At 36.9% G+C, this 21,457-nt stretch carries 15 protein-coding genes and 1 pseudogene; 12 read left to right on the forward strand and 4 right to left on the reverse strand.

The genetic code is table 11. From position 1 onward, the window contains the following. The first annotated feature begins 31 nt into the window (after nt 1-31). The 9 genes from NTX65_10490 to NTX65_10530 all read left to right on the forward strand — a co-directional run bounded on the left by NTX65_10490 (nt 32) and on the right by NTX65_10530 (nt 15,141). Nucleotides 32-2,569: a TonB-dependent receptor gene (locus NTX65_10490; protein MCX6169761.1), complete on the forward strand. Its 2,538-nt coding sequence runs from the start codon at nt 32-34 to the stop codon at nt 2,567-2,569. Between the two features lie 47 nt (nt 2,570-2,616). Further along, the gene (locus NTX65_10495; protein MCX6169762.1) at nt 2,617-4,545 is read left to right on the forward strand and encodes a T9SS type A sorting domain-containing protein; all 1,929 of its coding nucleotides are present in this window, start codon (nt 2,617-2,619) and stop codon (nt 4,543-4,545) included. Nucleotides 4,546-4,565: 20 nt separating this feature from the next. Beyond that, entirely contained in the window at nt 4,566-5,579 is a 1,014-nt protein-coding gene (locus tag NTX65_10500; protein ID MCX6169763.1) for a PorV/PorQ family protein, read from the forward strand. Nucleotides 5,580-5,655: 76 nt separating this feature from the next. Beyond that, nucleotides 5,656-7,683: a Type 1 glutamine amidotransferase-like domain-containing protein gene (locus NTX65_10505; protein ID MCX6169764.1), complete on the forward strand. Its 2,028-nt coding sequence runs from the start codon at nt 5,656-5,658 to the stop codon at nt 7,681-7,683. A 53-nt stretch (nt 7,684-7,736) separates the two neighbouring features. Then, entirely contained in the window at nt 7,737-9,629 is a 1,893-nt protein-coding gene (locus NTX65_10510) for a T9SS type A sorting domain-containing protein (protein MCX6169765.1), read from the forward strand. A 130-nt stretch (nt 9,630-9,759) separates the two neighbouring features. Continuing rightward, nucleotides 9,760-11,250, forward strand: coding sequence for a M14 family zinc carboxypeptidase (locus tag NTX65_10515; protein ID MCX6169766.1), 1,491 nt, complete (start codon nt 9,760-9,762; stop codon nt 11,248-11,250). A gap of 56 nt (nt 11,251-11,306) precedes the next feature. Beyond that, nucleotides 11,307-12,524 (forward strand): ornithine--oxo-acid transaminase, encoded by a 1,218-nt coding sequence (gene rocD, locus NTX65_10520; GenBank protein ID MCX6169767.1) that lies wholly within the window; start codon nt 11,307-11,309, stop codon nt 12,522-12,524. A 587-nt stretch (nt 12,525-13,111) separates the two neighbouring features. Further along, complete coding sequence (locus NTX65_10525; GenBank protein ID MCX6169768.1) at nt 13,112-14,140, forward strand: Fic family protein; 1,029 nt, start codon at nt 13,112-13,114, stop codon at nt 14,138-14,140. Between the two features lie 647 nt (nt 14,141-14,787). Continuing rightward, nucleotides 14,788-15,141: a hypothetical protein gene (locus NTX65_10530; protein MCX6169769.1), complete on the forward strand. Its 354-nt coding sequence runs from the start codon at nt 14,788-14,790 to the stop codon at nt 15,139-15,141. Between the two features lie 346 nt (nt 15,142-15,487). On the opposite strand, the gene NTX65_10535 is transcribed toward NTX65_10530, so the two are convergent. Next, on the reverse strand, nt 15,488-15,625 hold the full coding sequence (locus NTX65_10535; GenBank protein ID MCX6169770.1) for a hypothetical protein: 138 nt from the start codon (nt 15,623-15,625) through the stop codon (nt 15,488-15,490). A 107-nt stretch (nt 15,626-15,732) separates the two neighbouring features. On the opposite strand from NTX65_10535, the gene amrB reads away from it, so the two are divergent. Further along, the gene (amrB, locus tag NTX65_10540) at nt 15,733-16,689 is read left to right on the forward strand and encodes an AmmeMemoRadiSam system protein B (GenBank protein ID MCX6169771.1); all 957 of its coding nucleotides are present in this window, start codon (nt 15,733-15,735) and stop codon (nt 16,687-16,689) included. A gap of 10 nt (nt 16,690-16,699) precedes the next feature. Then, complete coding sequence (locus NTX65_10545; GenBank protein ID MCX6169772.1) at nt 16,700-17,335, forward strand: class I SAM-dependent methyltransferase; 636 nt, start codon at nt 16,700-16,702, stop codon at nt 17,333-17,335. A gap of 67 nt (nt 17,336-17,402) precedes the next feature. Here NTX65_10545 and NTX65_10550 read toward each other — a convergent pair whose 3' ends face one another. The 3 genes from NTX65_10550 to NTX65_10560 all read right to left on the reverse strand — a co-directional run bounded on the left by NTX65_10550 (nt 17,403) and on the right by NTX65_10560 (nt 19,989). Then, entirely contained in the window at nt 17,403-18,656 is a 1,254-nt protein-coding gene (locus NTX65_10550; GenBank protein ID MCX6169773.1) for a hypothetical protein, read from the reverse strand. 4 nt (nt 18,657-18,660) lie between these two features. After that, entirely contained in the window at nt 18,661-19,107 is a 447-nt protein-coding gene (locus NTX65_10555) for a hypothetical protein (protein ID MCX6169774.1), read from the reverse strand. A 135-nt stretch (nt 19,108-19,242) separates the two neighbouring features. Continuing rightward, nucleotides 19,243-19,989: a c-type cytochrome gene (locus NTX65_10560; GenBank protein ID MCX6169775.1), complete on the reverse strand. Its 747-nt coding sequence runs from the start codon at nt 19,987-19,989 to the stop codon at nt 19,243-19,245. A 187-nt stretch (nt 19,990-20,176) separates the two neighbouring features. Here NTX65_10560 and NTX65_10565 point away from each other — a divergent pair. After that, nucleotides 20,177-21,400, forward strand: a pseudogene (locus NTX65_10565) (MFS transporter). Nucleotides 21,401-21,457 lie beyond the last annotated feature (57 nt).

Raw genomic sequence — 21,457 nt, forward strand, 5'->3', positions numbered from 1 at the left:
TACGATAATGCATAGTAAGGAGATAGTCTGTATGAAAGTTACAATAATTCATGTATGCCTATTGATGATCATATCTGTTTCCATAGCATTTGGCGGAACTACAGGAAAACTTGCCGGCAGGGTAACAGATAGGTTGACAGGTGAGCCTCTAATTGGGGCAAATGTGGTCATAAAATCTATTCAACCAAATGCGGGCACAAGTACTGATATCGATGGTTATTACCACATTCTAAATCTCCCGCCAGGAAACTATGATGTTACAATCAGCTATATCGGATATGCCAGCACTGATTACCGGATTTCGATTAAGGTGGATCAAACAACCGAACTTAATGTTCCCCTCAGTACTTCAACATTATTAGCCAAAGAAGTTGTCATAGTAGGTGAGCGTACTATTGTGCAAAGAGATAAAAGTTCCACTATTCAACGTACGGATGCCGAAGAACTTGCATCTATGCCGGTTAATACGCTTACGGGAGTATTGCAGCTCCAGACCGGTGTTGTCAATCAGGGTGGTGATATTCATATACGCGGCGGTCGCTCTGGGGAGGTTGGATACTATATAGACGGATATCGTGTTGAAGATCCATTATTCAATGGCAATGTAATCGAAATAAATAATCAGGCAATTCAGGAGATGGAACTGCTATCAGGTACATTCAATGCCGAGTATGGAAATGCTCTATCCGGAATTGTGAATATTGTTACCAAAGACAATACCGACAAAATTAAAACGAATCTATCCTACAAACGAACAAAAGTTGGAATTGATGCATCGAGCGATAATTTGAATGAACGTTACATAGAAGGAACATTCAGCGCACCACTCGGGGAAGGAAGTCCTTTCGGAGTTATGATATCAGGTAAAAAAGTTAATGCAGACAGCTATTATTTTTCCGGAATATCGCAGCTTACCGCCAACGGTTTACAGTCGGTGGAATTTTCTAAAGATAATCCGTATGGATTTAACGACCAATCTTCTTTAATAGGCAAGTTTTTATGGACTCCTTTTAGTGGGGCCAAAGTAACATTACTTGATAACTACTCTTTTAGAAAGAACAGATCTTATAATCATATTATGCGTTTTATCCCAGACAGTACTTATATCAATGAATCAGAGAGCAACCTTATTGGATTAAATTTCCGCCACGCAGTTTCAAACGACCTCTTTTATGATATACGTCTTTCTTATTATCAATACTCTTATCTACGCAGAATAAACGGATGGAGTCCGGATCAATATACATTTCCTTCCTATTCAACATTTTCAAACAGTCTTTTCTACCGCAATATGTCTCAGACTGTTTATGAGAATCAAAAAACAAAATCATATTCTGCTAAAGCAGACATGACCTGGCAAATAGATAGATTTAATCTTGTAAAGGCTGGTTTTGAATTTAAATCAAATGATTTAGATTATTATTATATCGCAAACCCTAAAAATTTAACAGATCAGACAGTCAACATTTACAGAAAGAAACCATTCGAAGGATCCTTGTATGCTCAGGATAAAATTGAATTTGAAACTATCATTCTTAATGTGGGATTAAGGTATGATTTCTTTGACCCAAGTACTTCTTTTGCGGCCGATCCACTCAAACTCTCTGTACTGACTGAAACAAAAATGAAATCTTCCTTAAGTCCACGCGTAGGAATTGCGTACCCGGTTCGTGAAAATATGGTTTTCCACTTTGCATACGGACAATTTTTCCAGAGACCAGAATTTCAAACGCTGTATAATAATTTGGAAAGAGCATTTGCCAACCGGGGAACAACATTATTTGGTTCTCCAGCACTTGAACCGGAAAAAACATCAAGTTATGAGCTTGGAATGACCACTTCATTTGGAACTGGCTCTTCATTACAGATTACATTTTTCAGCAAAAAGATAGAAAACCTGATTGGTGTAGTTTGGAACTATACTCCACTGGCCTACGCATATTATATGAATGAAGATTTTGCGTCGGTGAAGGGTTTAGAAACCGGAATAAAGACTAGATTTCATAATTTTTATTTTACAGCTAATTATACCTACTCGATAGCAAAAGGAAGTTCATCAACACAGCAGCAACGCTATACAAGTGTATATAATATAGTGGGTGTTCAATCTCTTAAATTCCTTTCTTTAAATTTTGATCAGAGACATACAGCTAATATCCAAGTTGCCCTTGATTTTGGAAACGGAGAGGGACCGTTTGGATTTTTGCCATCTATCTTCGAGAATACATCAATAGATCTGATTGGACAATATGGAAGCGGGTTGCCTTACACTTTTAATCCAGCCAGGGCAATTTATGTAGCTGAACCAAATAACGCCCGGCTTCCGGAAAGAATCTCTTTTGACCTTTATGCACGGAAGAGTTTTAAAGTTGGTCCGACGGAACTTGGTTTATTCCTGGATATTCGAAATCTGCTTAATCGTAAAAATATTGTTTCTGTTTACTCGGCTACTGGTTCACCTGATGTGACGGGCGATCAAACAAATAAAGCTACTCCTGATTATATGCAGGATCCGACGAATTATGCTTCACCCCGGACAATTTATGTCGGTATAGATATTAAGTTATAGATAACTAGGATGAACTCGTTTCATCATTCTTTTTAGGAGAATAAAATATGAGAACGAATTTAAAAACAATATTTCTTGCAATAGCTATTCTTGTTGGTTCATTGGATGCCCAATATCGCCCAGACGCTCGTGAAAGTAAAGATGAGTATAGACAGCTCTCAAAAACAGCTGCACCAATCGATAGAGCACAAAATGTGATTAGCATAAATCAGCTGGGGCAGGTTGTTACTAATATGGGTCAATGGCATCCATATACAGGAGTCTTTCCGCGAGGCCGATGGCCAATTACTACCAACCACGATCAGATTTATAAGATGTCATTTTTTATCGGCATTCCTTATAATGTTGCTAATGCAAGAGGAAACGGTACAAAAGAATGGGATCCGCTTTCGGGAAATCATAATCCTATTACAGGAAAAATTGCAATCAGTACTGATAAAACTACCTGGCCATTAAATAATTCTGATCAGGCTTATTGGCCGGTTAGAACAACTGATGGACGTGACAGCATTGTTTCTCAACAAGATACATATTGTCAATACAATGACAATACAAATGCACGTCCCGAGAAACTTAATATTCAGGTAACGCAGACAAGTTATGCGTGGAGTACATCCAAAGATCAGGATTATATTATCTGGAAATTAGAAATATACAATAATACCAGTACACCGAAAGATAGTCTCTACTTTGGCTTGTATTACGATTATGATGCCGGCGGAATTACAAACGAGTATGACAACGATTATTATGTTTTTGATCAAGAAAAACAATTGACATATGTCGTTGGTCCTACCGGGACAACCGGCTGGGAACCCGGATCAAAACCTTTCTTATTAGGACTTAAGTTTTTAGAAACACCGATGGTTGATTCGAGAGGGTGGGTTGTAAATCAGAATGGAACCAGAATGGGAATTACTGACTGGCATTACAGCGGTGTCTATAGTTCCGCCTGGGGTGATAACCCTACTGACGATATTATATTCTTTGATTGGGTCAGCAGTAATCAACGGCTTAGGAACAATGCTTCAAGACCAAATCTGTTCCATGGAACGAATAGAAGAATTGATGATTGGCGTCTGCAGGATTTAGTTAATGGCACTCAACCCGGTGGTGATGGAGTAGATGGTGTTGCATCAAGTGGTCCATATCATATGGAACCATTTCAGAAGATGACTTTCATTTTTGCTCAAGTTGCGCAGCAGACCGAGAGTCAATTATACCAAGTAGCTGATCGTGCCAATCAGATTTATAACAACGGATTACAATTAGTTCCGCCGTCGAAACCAACTTTGACATTTACAGCCTATGATAATTCTGTTACTCTAAAATGGGGCAATGATAAAGAATTTTCATATAAAGATTTGAGAACCGGTAAATCTGCTGTTAAGGAATACCGGATTTATAAAACAAAAGATCCAAACCGGGAAATATGGGGTAATCCGGTTGCTGTCATTAAAAGAGACTCAACAAAAAATACTATTATTAGTGATCTTTATCAGTGGCAGGATAACATTGACATAAAAAATTATTTCTACTATTCGTACGCAGTTACAGTTTATGATGTTGACGGACTTGAATCAGGTAAAGCATTACTTCCGGCAGATAAGACAGCTGAAGAAAATGTTGTAGAAGCAAGACCGGTCAGTTCTCCTAGATCTTCTCTTGGTGACATTAAAGTTGTACCAAATCCATATATAATTTCTGCAACATGGGAAAGAAAAAGATTAGGGGACCCTAAACTGGGTGAACCGATTCGTGATATTGCTTTTACTAATCTGCCTGCACAATGTACTATTAATGTCTACACGATTGATGGAAACCTCGTTAAAACCATCGAGCATTCAAACGGAACCGGAACAGAATTTTGGGACTTAAGATCATTCTCTAATCAACTTATTGCCTCCGGAATTTATGTCTATCATGTTAAATCAGATGCTGGAGAAAAGGTCAGCAAATTCGCCGTAGTGCGTTAGTAATGAAAAAGGAATCTACTATGAAAACTAAAATTAATAGAATCGTTTTCGTCATTTTATGGATTAGTGTAACGGCAGTTTCCTATGGTCAAGGATTTAGCAATGTGGGATCTGCAAGTGCAAACTTTCTTAAAATTCCTGTTGAACCGGTTGGTGCAGCATTAGGCAATTCCAACGTTGCTACTAACCAGGGAATCCTTGGTCTTTATTGGAATCCCGGTGCGATTGCATATACAGAGGGAACTGAAATTCTTCTTTCTCAGGTGAATTGGATAGCTGATACACATGTTTCATTTCTTGGTGCAACGCACAGTTTAGGTTTTGGTGTGATTGGATTGAGTATTACTGCTTTGACTGTTGGAGAGATGGAGATTACCACTGAAACGGCCCCAAATGGAACCGGTACGTTTTTCAATTCAGGCAGTTATGCTTTTGGTCTTTCTTACGGAATGAAAATAATTGACCGTTTTAGTTTCGGCGGAACTGTAAAATATATCTATGAGTACATTTGGGAAACTCACGGCTCGACACTCTTATTTGATCTTGGTTCCGTATATCAGACAGATTTTTATAACATGCGCATCGGAATGAGATTAGCGAATTTTGGCGGCAATGTAAAATTTGCCGGAGACCCTATTGATAATAAATCTCAAGTTATTGCTGAATCCGGTATTTCATATCCTTACGATCCTCGCCTGGACAGAATTTCTCCCGAATATCAATTACCGCAACTATTTAATGTTGGAATATCGATCGATCCAATTCACATGGAAGATCATCGGTTAAGTATTACCGCTGCCGTCAATGATCCCAATGATAATAACACTCAATTGGTTTTCGGAAGTGAATATGCATGGCATGATATGCTCTTTCTAAGAATGGGATATAAATCCGGTTATGATGAACAAAATATAAGTGCTGGTTTAGGCGTTAAAGTAATGGTCGGAAACATTACTCCTCAAATTGATTTTGCTTATTCAGCATTTGGAAAATTGGGAAGTGTTTTATTTCTAAGCATGCGATTGGGATTATAAAAAATGCAAATCGTATTACGGCTTAATGAACTAAAGTATTGATTGATCATATAGTTTTGATATTGAGAATGGAGAAATGAAGAAAAATTTATTTTATATATATTTTCTATTGGTCACAATATCGGTCTATCCGCAAGGATCGGTTCTTCTTGTAGGAGGAGGAACGGAAAATTATGGAGACTGGTCAGATCAGCCTTATAAATGGTTTGTAGAGCACGCTCCAAACCAAAAAATATTAGTTCTATCTTACGCCGATACTACAACATGGTTTTCAGGATATTTCCCTTCTCTCAGTCAATGTAAAGTCTCAAATAAATTTATCAGTTCAACAGCACAGGCAAACGACTCCTCAATTTATAGATTGATTCTTCAGCATGATGGAATATTTCTCCGCGGAGGGGATCAGGCGCAGTATGTCTCTAAATGGAAGAACACTTTAACACAAAAAGCCATTAAGGAAGTATTTCAGCGCGGGGGAGTAATTGGAGGAACAAGCGCCGGAGAGATGGTTCTTAGTAATGTCTCTTACACATCAGGCAGTACAGATAATGGTGCCATTCTTAGAAACCCAAATGCAACGATAAATCTGGAAGAAGATTTTTTACCTTTTGTACAAAACGCTATTGCGGAGAGTCATACGAATGAAAGAGGAAGGCTTGGAAGGCTGCCCGTCTTTCTTGCCCGCTACAAAGATTCAAAAGGAAAAGAGATCACAGGAATTGCTGTTGATGCGAATACTGCTGTAGCTATTGATCAGAACGGAATTGGCCAGGTGATGGGCGGCAGTGCTGTAGCATTATTAAGATGGAATCCAGATACAAAATTCACGATCGAACCCGGACGATCTTTTTCAATTCAGAATATGAACTTTGATCAACTATTACCCGGCTGGAAATTCAACTTTAAGACTGGTGAGATCGAAAAATTATCTACGGCAGCGGCTTTTAACCCTAAACAAATTTCTTCTCCTAAAGGAACAATAATATTAGATGGAAGCGGCAGCATATCGGATTGGTCAGCTGCAACAGGAAGTCTGAAAAAATTTAAGTCTGTCTTGAAAAATTCTACTGATATAGTGGGAATATTTTCATCGCCATTGTCAGTAGCAACCGCAGGTGCAATTAGCTCGGCATTGAATTCTTTTGGTTCAAATACAAAAATTCTTTTGGTAAATGAATCGCGGAAAAATGATTCACAGTTTACTTCCGATGCAAATCTTTGCGGGGCCTTTATTTTTGCCGGGAACTCGCTTGATAGTTTAGCTGGTTTCTTCAATTCTTCAACATCAATAGGACAAATGTTGAATGCAAAGATACAAGATGAAAAACCGCTTCTATTTCTTTCGGAAGATGTAATGCTTGCTGGTGAAAAAGTAATCGGCGGAATCTATGGCAGTCAATACAGTGCATACTATGGAACAATTACACAGTTGATCGGTCTTGATCTTATCAAAGGGATTCAATTTGTCCCGCGCTTTTATCAAAACCTGAATAACTCTATAGGATATGATTATTCGGAGAATAGAATTGATGGTTTATTCTGGTCAATGGCAAAATCTAAGCTTCCATACGGGATGATTATTGATGCTGGTACTTATATGATCTTTTCAGATGGAAAATTTTATGTCGAAGGAGTTTCTCCGACTTCAACTTCAGTAATTATGATTGATGCACGCAAAGTCCAATGGATTGATTACCCGGTTTTTCATAGACCGGGAAGACCGAATGCAGTAAATAATGCGGCATTGATTGGTGCTTCGCTAAACATAATACGACCGGGAGATTCAAACCCTCTTACTAGTCTAAGACAAGAAAGAAATCTTGCACCAAATTCATTTTGTCTCGAGCAGAATTATCCAAATCCGTTTAATCCCACAACTACATTGCGCTATTCTATTTCTGAACCCGGAATAGTTACGCTGAAAATATATGACATCCTTGGACGCGAAGTTGCATCGTTACTTAACGATCACATTGATGCCGGAATTTATGAAACACATTGGGATGCTTCCAGAAATGCAAGCGGGATATATTTTGCCCAACTTAATTATTCATCGAAGGGTACAATTAGTAGTAAAACAAATAAACTCGTTTTAAATAAATAGATCATTAGCGTATTGGTACCATTAACTATCATTTATAAACAACGGAGGACACAATGAAATCTCGTTTACTAATTGGGATTCTTCTTTTACTCAGCGTACTTTTTATAGCGCCTATATCTGTTAACGCTCAGACGTTAACTGGGAACAAAATTGTTGGAACAGGGGGAGATTATACATCTCTTGCCGCTGCAATTACAGATATCAACACAAAAGGTGTTGCGGGAACATTAACATTATTAATCAACGGAGATTTAACCGAAACAGGCGTTCATGAAATTACATCTACAACATTAACAGGTACCAACAATCTTATTATTAAACCAAATACAGGCAAAACTCCAACAGTTACATTTACAGCCTTAACAACATCCGGTACTGGCGGAAATGCCGGACTTGCTGTTTCCGGTGCTACCACAAATGTCGGTAATATTACTGTGGATGGTTCCAATACGACTAATGGTACAACAAGAGACATGACTTTCGCCCTTAATGATGCTGCAGCGGGACGTTATGGATTCAGACTAAATGGAGAAACTGATAATATTACAATCAAGAATTTGAAAATAATTGCGGCTGCAATTCTGCCGACTACCGCCAGCGGCTCAAGAACTTACGGTGTTTATGCGGTGGCTTCGTCTACTGCTGCAGCAGATAATCTAACAGTCACAAATTGTCAGATCGGCAGTAATACAGCACCATTCTACTATGGCCTCTATAAACCTGATGGAGGAACTTTTCCTTTCGGTTCAACATTAACAGTTTCGAAAAATGAAGTTTTTGCGCAGCATAAAGGATTAAGCATTTGGGGAACAGATGGTACAAGCAACATAAATGATAATACAATCTCGATGATGGGTCATCCAACAGGAGCCTATGTTCAAAACTCCGTTAATGGTATTTACGTTGAAACATGGAAGGGCACATTAAACGTATTCAATAACAAGTTAATCGCTTTGAATTGCAAAGCTGTTACTCAAACTGCAACCAAAGCTTTATACGGCATACTTGTATATTTTGCCTCGGGGTATTCAATTACCGGACAAACTGCGAATGTTTACAATAATTTTATAAGCAATTTCTCTTATGCAGGTGATGCGACAACAACCGCGTCTGAAGTAATTGGAATTGCAGTTGATGCTCTTGATAATAATGTTAATGTTTATTTTAATACAGTTTACATGAGCAACGTTACCACAAATCCTGTTTATGGAATTCGCGTTTATGATGATGCTGGTCTTTCTGCAAATGTTAAAAATAACATCATTGTTAATACAGTCAATCAGGATAATGCTTATGCTATTTATGTTGACCCGATTGTAAATAATGCACTTAAAACATCCGACTATAACGATCTTATTGTTACTGGTGCTAGCGCAAATGTAGGCTACTACAATAGTGCTAAATACAAGGCTATGACGGATTGGAAAACTGCTTCAGGTAAAGATGCTAACAGTATAAGCATCAATCCCGCAAATCCTTTTGGCGCTGCCGGACAATTGACAAGTCTAACAGATCTTCATTGGGTTTCTAAGCCGGCTGCTTCTTTTGGCGGAACTCCAATAACAGGATTTACAACCGATATTGACGGAACAACAAGAAGCACAACAAAACCATATATGGGCGCTGATGAAGGCGCAGCATTAACAAGTGTAAAACTTGACGGCAATATAATCCCAACTGAATTCGCTCTTGAACAGAATTATCCAAATCCGTTCAACCCGAGTACTGTTATTAATTATAAACTTTCTAGTAATGCACATGTAACATTAAAAGTATATGACATTCTTGGTAAAGAAGTCGCAACTTTGGTAAATGAATTCCAACAGGCAGGTGCTTATAAAGCATCATTCTCTACATTAAATTCTTCGTTGGCAAGCGGAATTTATCTTTACCGATTACAGGCCGGATCATTTGTTGATGTAAAGAAAATGATTCTTGCTAAATAGTTTTATGATAACCAGCGAGGAATAATAATCCAATTATATTCTCGCTGGTTTATGATTTCACAAGAGATGGGCGATGAAACTCGCCCATCTCATAATATTTTTTTACTTACCTGATAATGGTTCTATCCAAATGAAAAAATTAATTTTATTTTTTTTGCTCGGTTCTATAGCTATCAATGCTCAGATCAAGACTCCCTTGGAAAAGTCAAACTATTCCAAACTTACATCAAATTCCGAGTTGATAAACTTTGTAAAGCAATTACCGGGTCTTTCAAAATTTATCACATTTGATACACTTGCAATATCACCGGAAGGGAAATTAATTCCCTTACTTAAAATATCTAAAAATAGTTTTGGTAAATCAAAAGGAAAGATAAAAGTCCTGATATTTGCTCAGCAGCACGGAAACGAGCATTCGGGTAAAGAAGCCGCATTGATTCTTTTAAAACAGATTACATTGGGAAAGCTAGATTTCATATTTGACAAAATAGATCTACTGCTAGTCCCTCAGATGAATCCTGATGGTAATGATAAGGATCAAAGAAAAAACGGCCACGAGGCAGACCTAAATAGAAATCATCTGATTCTAACAGAGCCCGAGGTGATTGGCTTGCATAAAGTTTTCAATCAATATTTGCCTGAAGCAACTTTGGATCTTCATGAGTATGGGCCATTCAGTAAAGACTGGATGAATTTTGGTTACAGGAAAGATTATGATGAACAAATAGGAAAGCTTACAAACCCTAACATTTATAAACCTCTCTTAGAATATCAGAACAAAAAATATCTGCCTTATATTAAAAAGTTTCTTGATAAGTCCGGATTCAGTTCTAATGAGTATGCTGTTGGTGGTCCTCCCGATAAATCACGATTGAGATATAGCACTGTGGATATTAATGATGGAAGGCAAAGTTTTGGAATACTAAATACTTTTTCATTTATAATTGAAGGAAAAAATGGAAGAGAATCATTAGATAATATAAAAAAAAGGGCAGAAGGGCAGTACACGGCTATTCTGGGATTTCTAAAATTCATTCATGATAATAATTCGTCACTAAAAAAAATAGTTACGGAAGGCAGGAATATTCTTAAAAAAAAGATACAGGAAGATGTTTCTATTCAAATGGAACATATCGGTGATGGCAGACAAAAAATGAACATGCTTTCCGTTAAAACAGGCAAGGATACGACAATTGATGTTGTAAATTATCATACAAAGGTTGAATCAATCCTAAAAGTCAATAAACCGCTAGGTTATTTAATTCCTAAAACTGAAAGCGAACTGATCTCTTTACTTCAAAGAAACAATGTTAAAATTGCAACTTACAACCGAAAAAATTCGGATCAGATTCAGGAATACTATATCATAAAAAAACTAAAAACAAAGCTTGAAGAATTGTATATCAATACACCGGTTGTTGAACTGAAGGATGCTGCTGAGATAGAATCTGATAAATATTTTTTCGTTCCTCTAACTCAGATTTATTCAAATATGTTAGTGCTTCTTTTTGAACCTCAATCTATGATGAATCTATTGCAATATGAAAAATTTTCATATCTGCTTAAGGAGAACGATTACTATCCAATATTGCGGGTGATTGAAAAGAAAAAGAACAATTGAAGTGGCTACAAATATATTATCCGTAAATAATTATAATTTTAAAACAGTTTGAGGAATTGATGTTAACAAAAGATTATATCGAGCTAGAAGAAAAATATGGAGCGCATAATTATCATCCTCTTCCGGTAGTACTTACAAGAGGAGAGGGCGCATATGTATGGGATGTTGAGGGGAAAAGATATTTCGATTTCCTTTCTGCATATTCGGCTGTAAATCAAGGGCACTGTCACCCCAAAATTGTTAAGGCAATGACAGAACAAGCAAAGATATTAACACTAACCTCGAGAGCGTTCTATAATAATACTCTCGGGGAGTATGAAAAATATATAACCGAGTATTTTGGCTATGATAAAGTCCTTCCAATGAATTCCGGTGCTGAAGCTGATGAAACAGCTCTCAAACTCGCAAGAAGATGGGCTTATGATAAAAAAGGTGTTCCAGAAAATGAAGCTAAGATTATTGTCTGTGAGGGAAATTTTCATGGAAGAACAATTACCGTAATCTCAATGTCGAATGACCCCGATTCATACAAGGGATTTGGTCCATATACGCCGGGATTTATTAAAATTCCGTATAATGATCTGAATACACTTTCGAGAGCGCTGGAAGATCCTAATGTTGCGGGATTCTTAGTGGAACCAATACAGGGCGAAGCCGGTGTATTTGTCCCAGACGAAGGCTACCTTTCAAAAGCATATGAACTGTGTAAATCGAAAAATGTATTATTCATCGCTGATGAAGTTCAGACAGGATTAGCTCGGACCGGTAAGATGCTTGCCTGCGATCATGAAAATGTCAAACCCGATATTTTAATTTTAGGCAAGGCTCTTTCAGGAGGAACAATGCCGATATCCGCAGTACTTGCGAATGATGAAATAATGCTGGTAATAAAACCTGGTGAGCATGGTTCAACATTTGGCGGAAATCCTCTTGCATCCAAAGTTGCAATTGCCGCTCTTCAAGTTTTAAAAGATGAAAAATTGGCAGAGAATGCGGAGAGGCTTGGAAAAATATTTCGTGATGAACTTCGAAACACCAAGTCAGAGATGATTGAATTAATTCGCGGTAAAGGATTGTTAAACGCGATGGTGATCAAGCCAACTATTGATAAAGAAGCGTGGGATGTGTGCTTGAAGATGCGTGATAATGGCTTACTAGCAAAACCAACTCACGGTAACATTATTCGCTTTGCACCTCCTTTGATTATTAATGAAGAACAAATATTAAGTGCTGTGGAGATAATCAGAAAATCAATTATGGAGTTGGGCAGTTAACTCAGAAATGGTTAAGAAATAAATTCATGTGGGAATTAAATTGTCCTGGTATACTTCTCCATAATCGTTGAAGATGAGGAGTCGTTCAGGTTTGAATTCCACATTCTACGATGGGATCTCTAATAATTAAAAGTATTGTGTGGATTAGAAATCAAAAGCTCTTGAAGCCTATATATTTTTTTGAGGTCTTCAATAAATTGGTTCGAGAATAGTCCCGCAGGTGCACACTAGGGTACAAGTCGCGTTTCGGAGCGACTTTTTTTATGTGCCCTCCGTTCGAAAACAGAACGCTTTTAAATACAATATGAAATCTCAGTCATGATGATTTGGCAACTACTCAGATTTACAGTCATCTTCAACCTCAGAACTTACAGGATGCTGTGAATATGTTATACTTTTCCGAACTCAAGAGATAGTCATTTGACATAACTCTTGTAACCACCACCACTTGGGTATGATTAGAAGTTCGCAAGATTCGCAGAATCATCCGCCCTATCGGGGATTTCCGAACCCGGCACATAATGTTCTTTACTAACAGACTATAAATTAATATCTTAGCTTTAGAAAAGATTCGGAAAGTACGAAAAATGGACAACTTACAGCTGGAAAAAGAATTTCAGTCACTTCGAAAAAAAGATCTCCTTCACATAGCGGTATCAAACAGCGAGTGGTATACTTTGTTTAAGGATGAAATCCGAAACTCAATTGCAATAGAAGGTATTTTTGCAAACCGGAATGAACTTCTCGATGTCCTCGATAAAAACAAAAGGACCAGTGATCAAAAAACCTCTGCGATACTCGGTTATTTTGAATCAGCAAGTTCAGTCTATGAATACGCTAACAATCTACATGACCAAAAAGAATTTTCTGTTCGGCTTTCTGATATTCGCCAGATCCACACATTGCTCATGCGTTATGAAAAACAAGTCGGTTCATTTACCGGCAAGCTTGGTGATTTCAGAAACGAGACGGTTGAAGTTACTCAGTCACACTTTTCTTCTCTGAACTATATGTATATCAAAGATACGATGGAGCTATTCGTAAAATGGCTTAACAAAAAATTAGTTGACAGAAAACCTGATCCAATAAAAATTGCTGCGTTGAGCCACATCCTTTTCGAAACAATTCATCCATTCAGAGACGGCAATGGTAGAACTGGAAGAATTTTTCTTTCATTCATTCTAATCGGTTGTGGCTTTACAAATATTGCAATCAAAGGAACTCAGAAAATTGATCGTGATAAATATTATGAAGCTATGGAACAGGGTGATGATGAATTTGAAAAGATGCTTCGATTGATTGAGAATGGAGAAAAATTAACCGCTAGAGATATTGACGAGTTTGCCTCCCGAACTAACTCATCCATACTTGAGAAAATAATATCCGAGCGGTTGAACCATAGCTTAACACGGTTGAAACAACAGCCCTCGATTCAGCATAATCTTGAAGCAATAATTCCTCTGCGTGATGCGGCTAAATTTTATAATTATTCTCAGGACTATCTGCGGAATCTTATCAACAAACAAAAAATTCCCGCTCACAAGAAGGGCAAACTCTGGTATATAAAGATTAAGGATATTGAAAAATATATATCATCATTCGAAAAACTCAAATAGAGAGGTGGATTAATTAATAAAAATGCAAAAGAATATTTTTAATAATCACAGATGTGTAGCACATTTAGTCAGACATTGAACTGAACTTCCTTTAGCCGCGGCATTACTAGCTTACCCATTAAAGAGATTCTGGATTTATCTCTTCTTCAATGGACCCTTACTTTCTGTTGATGAGTTATTTGTTGGATATTAATATTTTCTGAAGTTCGATTATTTTTTTCAGATCCTCAATAAGCGGTTCGAGAATAGTCCCTCGGGGTGCACACTCTTAGCTCGATTCCAGTTCAGAATTGAGCTTTTTGTTTTAAAACACCACTCACAAAAAGACGGTTTTCTATCGAACTTATGAAGACAGTCATCTTTTAGGAAAGTTGCTGGATACGGACATATAAATTTTCTAACCATTACCTACGCCCTTTAATACTATTTTTAAAACCATATCAATCCTCAAAAACTTCATAAATTTACAATGCCTTTTGGCAAATAATTAAAATATCAATTAACAACAAGAGAGGTCATATGTCTACCATACCCGAGAACCCTAAGAGTTCTGGTTTCGGCAAAGAATTACTAAAGCTATTGATCGTAGTGATTGCTTTAGGAATTCTCATGTTCATCATAAAAACATTCTTATAGAATTGTTTCAGATGAACACATTTCTTAAATCCATAATAATTTATAGTGAGTTGTTCTTACTTACTATTTTTTCTAGTGTAACTATTTTCATTACTCCAAATTATTATGAGACAAGAAATAATAACAGTACTCCCACAATTGAAAGAAATAATTTTCTTTCAGAACTGTTTTATGTCAAGAACAATCATCAGAACAATGAAGAGAGAGATCCACAAACTAAAGCCGACCATCTTTCTTTAGTAAATTGCCCTCCATATTTCGATACAATCAAATGTTTTGGAGAATTAAAAAGTCAGTCTCTGATCTCTTCAATAACGCCCGAATATCTATTATCGTCAGATCTTAAAAGTCCGCCAAAGAATTAATAATTCTCTTTCTTGCCTAACCGAAAAGTAATCTACACATTTACACCAATCCGAAGAAAAATGAGACCAGGCATATTCCAATGAGCAATATTAAATAAATACAACGCATTGAGATGAGCCATTCGATTGATTTGCAATGTAAAAAGCGTTTCAAAATTTATTCAGATCAATGTATCATAATCCGCAATACTGTGCACTTTAAGATTTTTTATAGCTTCAATAATTTTTTGAAATCTTCAATAAATGGATTCGAGAATAATTTTTATATAATCTGATTTTTTTGTTTTCTGTACTAATCAAAATCGCAGTAATTATTTTAACGAACATAGTTGATGCCCTCAAATTGTTACTTAATATTTGCACAAACCGGGTCAATACATTCACCGGCGAGTATGTCAGAACCAAATAAATATATTTGCTGATATGTAGAATAGTCTTTAGATTGATTTAGGTTTAATAAAGGATTTTCTCCAAATGAAATCATTGTTATATTTTTTCCTCCTAAATCTAAATTTGCAATTTGCCTCTCTCAGTTGCCAAACGGTTCGCCCTATTAGGGATAACATCGGCTTTTGCTGGAACGCCGCCGAAATGAATCATTTCGTGGATTATTTATCAAAAGTAAATTCGGGCAAACAAAAAGAGGAATCAAAAAATCTGGTTGCCGCAATTTCTGTCCATGATGATTATCTCTATGCGGGGAATGTTTACTATCCATTATACAAAAACATTAAAACTAAAGAAGTTGTAATTTTCGGTGTAACACACGGATCTGTACGAAAAGAAATGGGAGTTCTTTCCAACGTTTTGATATTCGATGAGTTTGATAAATGGAGCGGACCGTACAAAGATGTGGAAATATCACCGCTGAGGGAAATAATTAAATCGAAATTGCCAATGGAAGATTTCATAGTAAGCAATAAAGCTCACAGCATCGAACATTCAATTGAAGCACTGATTCCATTCCTGCAATATTATAACAGAGATATAAAAATTACGCCAATAATGGTAACACAAATTCCGTTTGAAAGAATGGATGAAATGAGCACACGGCTGATGAAAATCATTGCAGAATATATTCGAACTAAAAAACTTGAGTTTGGCAAAGATATTTTTTTCTTGATTTCGAATGACGCGAATCATTACGGAGAAGATTTCGGCAACTCACCTTATGGTCTAGACGCAAACGCACACAAAACTGCAACCGAGAATGATCAAAGGATTCTAAAACAAAATCTTGATGGAGAAATAAATCTGGCGGGGATAAAAAAATTAACAACAGAGCTATGGCCCGATTCAACAAGTAAAAAACCGATTCCAATTTGGTGCGGAAGATATCCGATTACATTCGGTCTACTTACGGTTTCAAAAATTCTGAATGAATTTGATATAGGCGCACTGAATGGAAAACTTTTCAAATATTCCGACACCTTTACAGAAAAAGTTCTACCGGTTAAAAATACGAGTATGGGATTAACAGCCGTATTTTCATATAGACACTGGTGCGGCTGGTTTACAGAGGGTTTATATATGGAAAATAAAAACTAGGAATTAAAAAATGAAAGGTGAAGCAGAAAATCCGTGGCTGCAAATTCCTCTGGAAGATTATGAGGGACATATGTCCGCATCCAATGTTCAACAGCTTCAAATGCTTGATGAGTTATTTGAAGAAATTCTTAACGAGTTTTCACCTAAGTCCTTATGTGTTTTAGGATCTACCGCCGGAAACGGATTCCAGCATTTAATACAACGGACTATTGACCGTGTAGTTGGAATAGATATTAATTTTAAATATACGTCGGAATGCAGAGCCTGGTTCATACAAGATATCTCGAATCTCCAGTTAATATGTGCTGATCTTAATGAGATTGAATTGGCAGATTCAGTTTTTGATCTGATTCATGCGGCATTAATCTTTGAATACGTTGATGTTGAGAAGCTCCTTACGAAAATATACAGATGGCTTAAACCGAGCGGTATATTATCTGTGGTATTACAGCTGCCGTGTGAAAATTCCGGCGCAGTTTCGGAAACACAATTTCAAAGTGTTAAAGTTCTAGAACCGTTTATAAAACTTGTTGAGCCGGATGAATTTAAAAGGAAAGCAGAAGAGCAGCAATTATTTTGTGAAGACGAAATTGAAATTGAATTATCTACCGGAAAGCCGTTTTTAAAAGCTTCTTTTAGAAAATAAAAAGCCGGCTAACGCCGGCTTTAATTAATCTTTCTACCAATTCTTCTTTTTATTTATTCTTCTTAATTCATTCCTTATTTTCTTCATTGACTACAACTACTTTCTTTCTCCCCTTCAGAAAATATGCGATCACTAAGAATACAATTACCACCGCACCGCCGATATAAACCCAGTTCATCTTTGAAGCCGGCGCAACTTTTTCTTTCCAAACAGCAATTCGTTTTTCAACAGAATCTTTGTTCGCCTCGGTCATCATGTTATTTTCAATTAATAAAGGGACCCACACGGGCTGAATAGTTTTAAAATAAACACTGTCTGTAAAGGCGTAAAATGTATTTTGTGACTCGGAAGAACTTTTAACTCCGTAATTTTTTATTTCATCGTCAACAAAAGCGTTAACACTGTTTACAAACTGATCTCCGTTTCTAAATGGAAGTACTGCAAGTTTTTGACTGCGGAATAGTTTATTCACCTGTCCCCACATCTCTTCATTCAATCTCGCATTCCAATCCGAGAATAAATTATCTATGTTGGCTATCTGCGAGACTTTATCGCGCCGGTTCAAATAAACCTCGGCGAGTTTTGGACCAACCTGGCGCCACACTTTGTTGAAATCTTTGTATTGTTCTTTCATTTTGGAAAGATCTTCCGGAGTGGTCTGCGTAACTTTCATAAATTGAACGTTGTCGCTGATTGTACGTTCAATATTAAAGAATAGATTTCCGTTATCAACTTTTTTGAAGATTGCTTGTTTCTCTGCATCGTTAAGTGTTCCGGGAGTTTTAACAAACTCTTGAAGCAGACTATCAACAATACCTCGTACAAGTTCATCGCGCTGCGCAATGTTGGCCTTCAACTGAGAAACTAATTTTGATAATGATGCGATTGCCTGCGCATCTTTATTTGATTGAATCTGTAATTGTTTGATTTGAACAATCAGTCCCTCGTTCTGCTGACTTAGTTCGGAAACTTTGTCTTTCAAAGTGCCGACTTCAGTGGTCAATTGAACGATCTGAGTAAAGTCGCCTTTGCGAACCTCAAGCGTTCGTTCGATTTTTGAAAACGCATCGTCATAATTTATTTGTAAAGATTTTTCTATAAGCGTTTTCGAATCCGCGAACTCGGTTTTTAATTGAGCAATATTTTCTGCAATTACATTACACTCGGCAAGAGACGCCGCGTTTTTGATTGCGTTTTCATATTGTTTATATCGCGTATCAAAATTATTTACTTTTTCGCGGTCGGATTGAGCAAGTGATGTTTGATTTAATACAAAGGCGGTAAAAAGGAAGATCAAAAAGAAAAATTTGTTTGCTTTCATTTCATTACCTCACAATGCCTTTGTTGTTCAATAAATATTTATTCGGAGAATCGAGGAGTTCGATGTTCGGCGATTTTTGATTGAATGCCGGCGAGACCAAACCTTTTTCGGCAACCATTATTTTTTCATCGAGTTTCATTCCGCCTTCCATCGACATAAAAACATAAACGTTTTTGAAATTTTTTCCGGTTATATAAACATAACCTAGTTTATCGCGGATTATTCTAATTTCTTTTCCGGCAAAATTGTTGGAATCCGCAAACTCTTCAAAGAAAAGAGATTTGACCTTTAAAGTAAAAGCATATCTCTGCTCTTCAACAAATCCTTTGCTGTCAACTTTTAGTACGTTTTCAATCGGCCATGAAAAATCCGCCGGCTTAAGTATAAGAGATGAACACGCTGCAGTTATTAAGACAATTAAAGGAATGAAAAAATATTTCAAAATCCTCATAATAATTCTCCTTGATGAATATCAACAGTTGAAAGTTAGCTATTTGGAAGATTATTTGTAAGAAGAATTCTATTAATTCTAGTTTGCTGAAGAGAAAGGTCGGTCTGTCATGGAAATACAAACCGACCGGTATTACTATAATTTGTTCTCCTTGATACGGTCTAGCATCTGTCGTGAGAACCGGTTTTGAGGATCGATTACCAATGCTTTTTCAAAGTATGAAGCGGCGGTTTCCTTCTCTCCCTTGGTTAAATAAGTGTTTCCGATGGAGTTTAAGGTTCTTGTTGATTGAGGAAAAATTTCCAAATTTTTGTCAAGGATTTTTAGAGCGTCATCAAATTTTTTATCATTTGAAAGTTTAGCTGCGAATGAAATAAGTGAGTTTTCTCTAAAATCATAAATGGCTCCGCCGTAATATTCTTTTTTTAGAGAATTGTATTTCTCAATCGACGTGTCAAATCCGCTCTTCTGATAAGTTAAATAGAGTTCGTCCTCAAGAAGTGTAACATTAGGAGAACCGTGATGGCAATTAACGCAATTGATATTTCCGAGGTCACTTTTAATTGTCCGAGCTTCTTTTAAAAACGTATCGTTAATGTCTGTTCTCATTTTCATCATAACACGGGCAATTTGTTTTTCCGGTTTTATGTCGGATGCTTCGCCTTTATCTTCATCGTGGCAGTAATCGCAATGAACGCCAAGCGCGGTTGTAAAACTTTGCATAATGCTGCGCAATTCATGCGGATCAATATCCGGCGGGAGAACTTTTAAGTTAGTCGGTTTTCTATCACGGTTGTTCTGAGCATTTATATTTGTACTAAGAAAAATACCGAACGTTAGAAAGAGAAAGATCGGAAGAGATTTTGATTTATATATATTCATAAAACGTAACTCCAATTAATTGATGGCGGAAAATAATCGTAAAAAATCTTTTTTCAATAACTGAGAGAGAATTTTTTTTAAGTTATCAGATATTGATGTTCCATTATAATGGAGAACAGATTTGTTATTTTAACATATCAGTAGTTATGGCTAAGATTAATATCAAAAAAATCAATCTCGAGAAAATTATAAATCTATGAATCCCTGGCGCGGGCTAAATAATATTCCGCGGAATGTTTGGATTATAACAACCGCAACATTAATCAACCGAAGCGGAACAATGGTTCTTCCGTTTCTGGTAATCTACATGACCACGAAAATCGGCGTTAGTCAAAGTGCCGCCGGAATGGTTCTGGCATTTTACGGTGCCGGAGCGTTACTAACCGCTCCGTTCGTTGGCAAGCTAAGCGATAAACTTGGTTCCTTACGAGTTATGAAATCCTCTTTAATTCTTACCGGGTTAGTAATTATTCTTTATTCATTTGTACATAATTACTATGCGATACTTTTTGTTACGTTGTTGTGGGCTGTTATAAGCGAAGCTTTCCGTCCTGCAAATCTTTCTCTTATATCAGATGAGGTTGAGCCGGAACAGCGTAAAACCGCGTTTGCACTAAACCGTCTTGCCATAAATCTTGGAATGAGCATCGGTCCTGTTGTCGGTGGATTTCTTTCGGCATTCAACTTCTCTCTTTTGTTTTATGTAAATGGAACTACAACTATTCTTGCCGGAATTTTTTTGATGATATCGCATATTAGACCGCGGAAAGAAGTAAGAAGCGAGAAGAAAAAAGAAAATTTAATTTTTAAGCCAACGATAACCAACAAACAATCGCATTCAATTTTAAAAGACAAAAAGTTTTTACTTTTTATGCTCGCCCTTATACCGGTTGAGTTAGTTTTTTTTCAGTTCCTCGGAGGGCTGCCGCTCTATATAGTACATGAATTAAAATATTCTACATCAACTTTTGGAATATTAATGGCGGTTAATACCGTGTTGATCATTTTTGTAGAAGTTCCTCTTAACAACGCGATGGCTCGCTGGGATGACCGTAAATCTCTTGCGCTTGGAGCATTTCTATGTGCGGTGGGTTACGGCGCAATGATAATTTCTCAAAGTTTAGTTCTTATAGTAATTACAATTATGATCTGGACTTTCGGCGAGATGATTTTCTTCCCTTCAAGTACATCATACACGGCTGCGCTCTCACCGGAAAATCGGCGAGGCGAATATATGGGTTATTTCCAAGTGACTTTTAGTTTCTCATTAATGGTTGGCCCATGGCTTGGTTCATTAGCATTAGATTATATCGGTTCAACAATACTATGGATCTGCGCATTTGTAATGGGAATGATCTCAACAATCTTGTTTTTACTTTTGAATAGGAGCTCTGCAAATCAAACTAAATAGCAATCCAATCCGGACATTACTAGCCGGTTAAGCAAATATATTTTCAACAAACCTTTC

The organism is Ignavibacteriales bacterium, from assembly GCA_026390795.1.
Classification (GTDB): Bacteria; Bacteroidota; Ignavibacteria; order Ignavibacteriales; family Melioribacteraceae; genus Fen-1258.

Bases quoted from the DNA above. Each gene is read 5' to 3' on its own strand.
- NTX65_10490 (MCX6169761.1), top strand. From the start codon at position 32: ATGAAAGTTACAATAATTCATGTATGCCTATTGATGATCATATCTGTT.
- NTX65_10495 (MCX6169762.1), top strand. From the start codon at position 2,617: ATGAGAACGAATTTAAAAACAATATTTCTTGCAATAGCTATTCTTGTT.
- NTX65_10500 (MCX6169763.1), top strand. From the start codon at position 4,566: ATGAAAACTAAAATTAATAGAATCGTTTTCGTCATTTTATGGATTAGT.
- NTX65_10505 (MCX6169764.1), top strand. From the start codon at position 5,656: ATGAAGAAAAATTTATTTTATATATATTTTCTATTGGTCACAATATCG.
- NTX65_10510 (MCX6169765.1), top strand. From the start codon at position 7,737: ATGAAATCTCGTTTACTAATTGGGATTCTTCTTTTACTCAGCGTACTT.
- NTX65_10515 (MCX6169766.1), top strand. From the start codon at position 9,760: ATGAAAAAATTAATTTTATTTTTTTTGCTCGGTTCTATAGCTATCAAT.
- NTX65_10525 (MCX6169768.1), top strand. From the start codon at position 13,112: ATGGACAACTTACAGCTGGAAAAAGAATTTCAGTCACTTCGAAAAAAA.
- NTX65_10530 (MCX6169769.1), top strand. From the start codon at position 14,788: ATGAACACATTTCTTAAATCCATAATAATTTATAGTGAGTTGTTCTTA.
- NTX65_10535 (MCX6169770.1), bottom strand. From the start codon at position 15,625: ATGATTTCATTTGGAGAAAATCCTTTATTAAACCTAAATCAATCTAAA.
- amrB (MCX6169771.1), top strand. From the start codon at position 15,733: ATGAATCATTTCGTGGATTATTTATCAAAAGTAAATTCGGGCAAACAA.
- NTX65_10545 (MCX6169772.1), top strand. From the start codon at position 16,700: ATGAAAGGTGAAGCAGAAAATCCGTGGCTGCAAATTCCTCTGGAAGAT.
- NTX65_10550 (MCX6169773.1), bottom strand. From the start codon at position 18,656: ATGAAAGCAAACAAATTTTTCTTTTTGATCTTCCTTTTTACCGCCTTT.
- NTX65_10555 (MCX6169774.1), bottom strand. From the start codon at position 19,107: ATGAGGATTTTGAAATATTTTTTCATTCCTTTAATTGTCTTAATAACT.
- NTX65_10560 (MCX6169775.1), bottom strand. From the start codon at position 19,989: ATGAATATATATAAATCAAAATCTCTTCCGATCTTTCTCTTTCTAACG.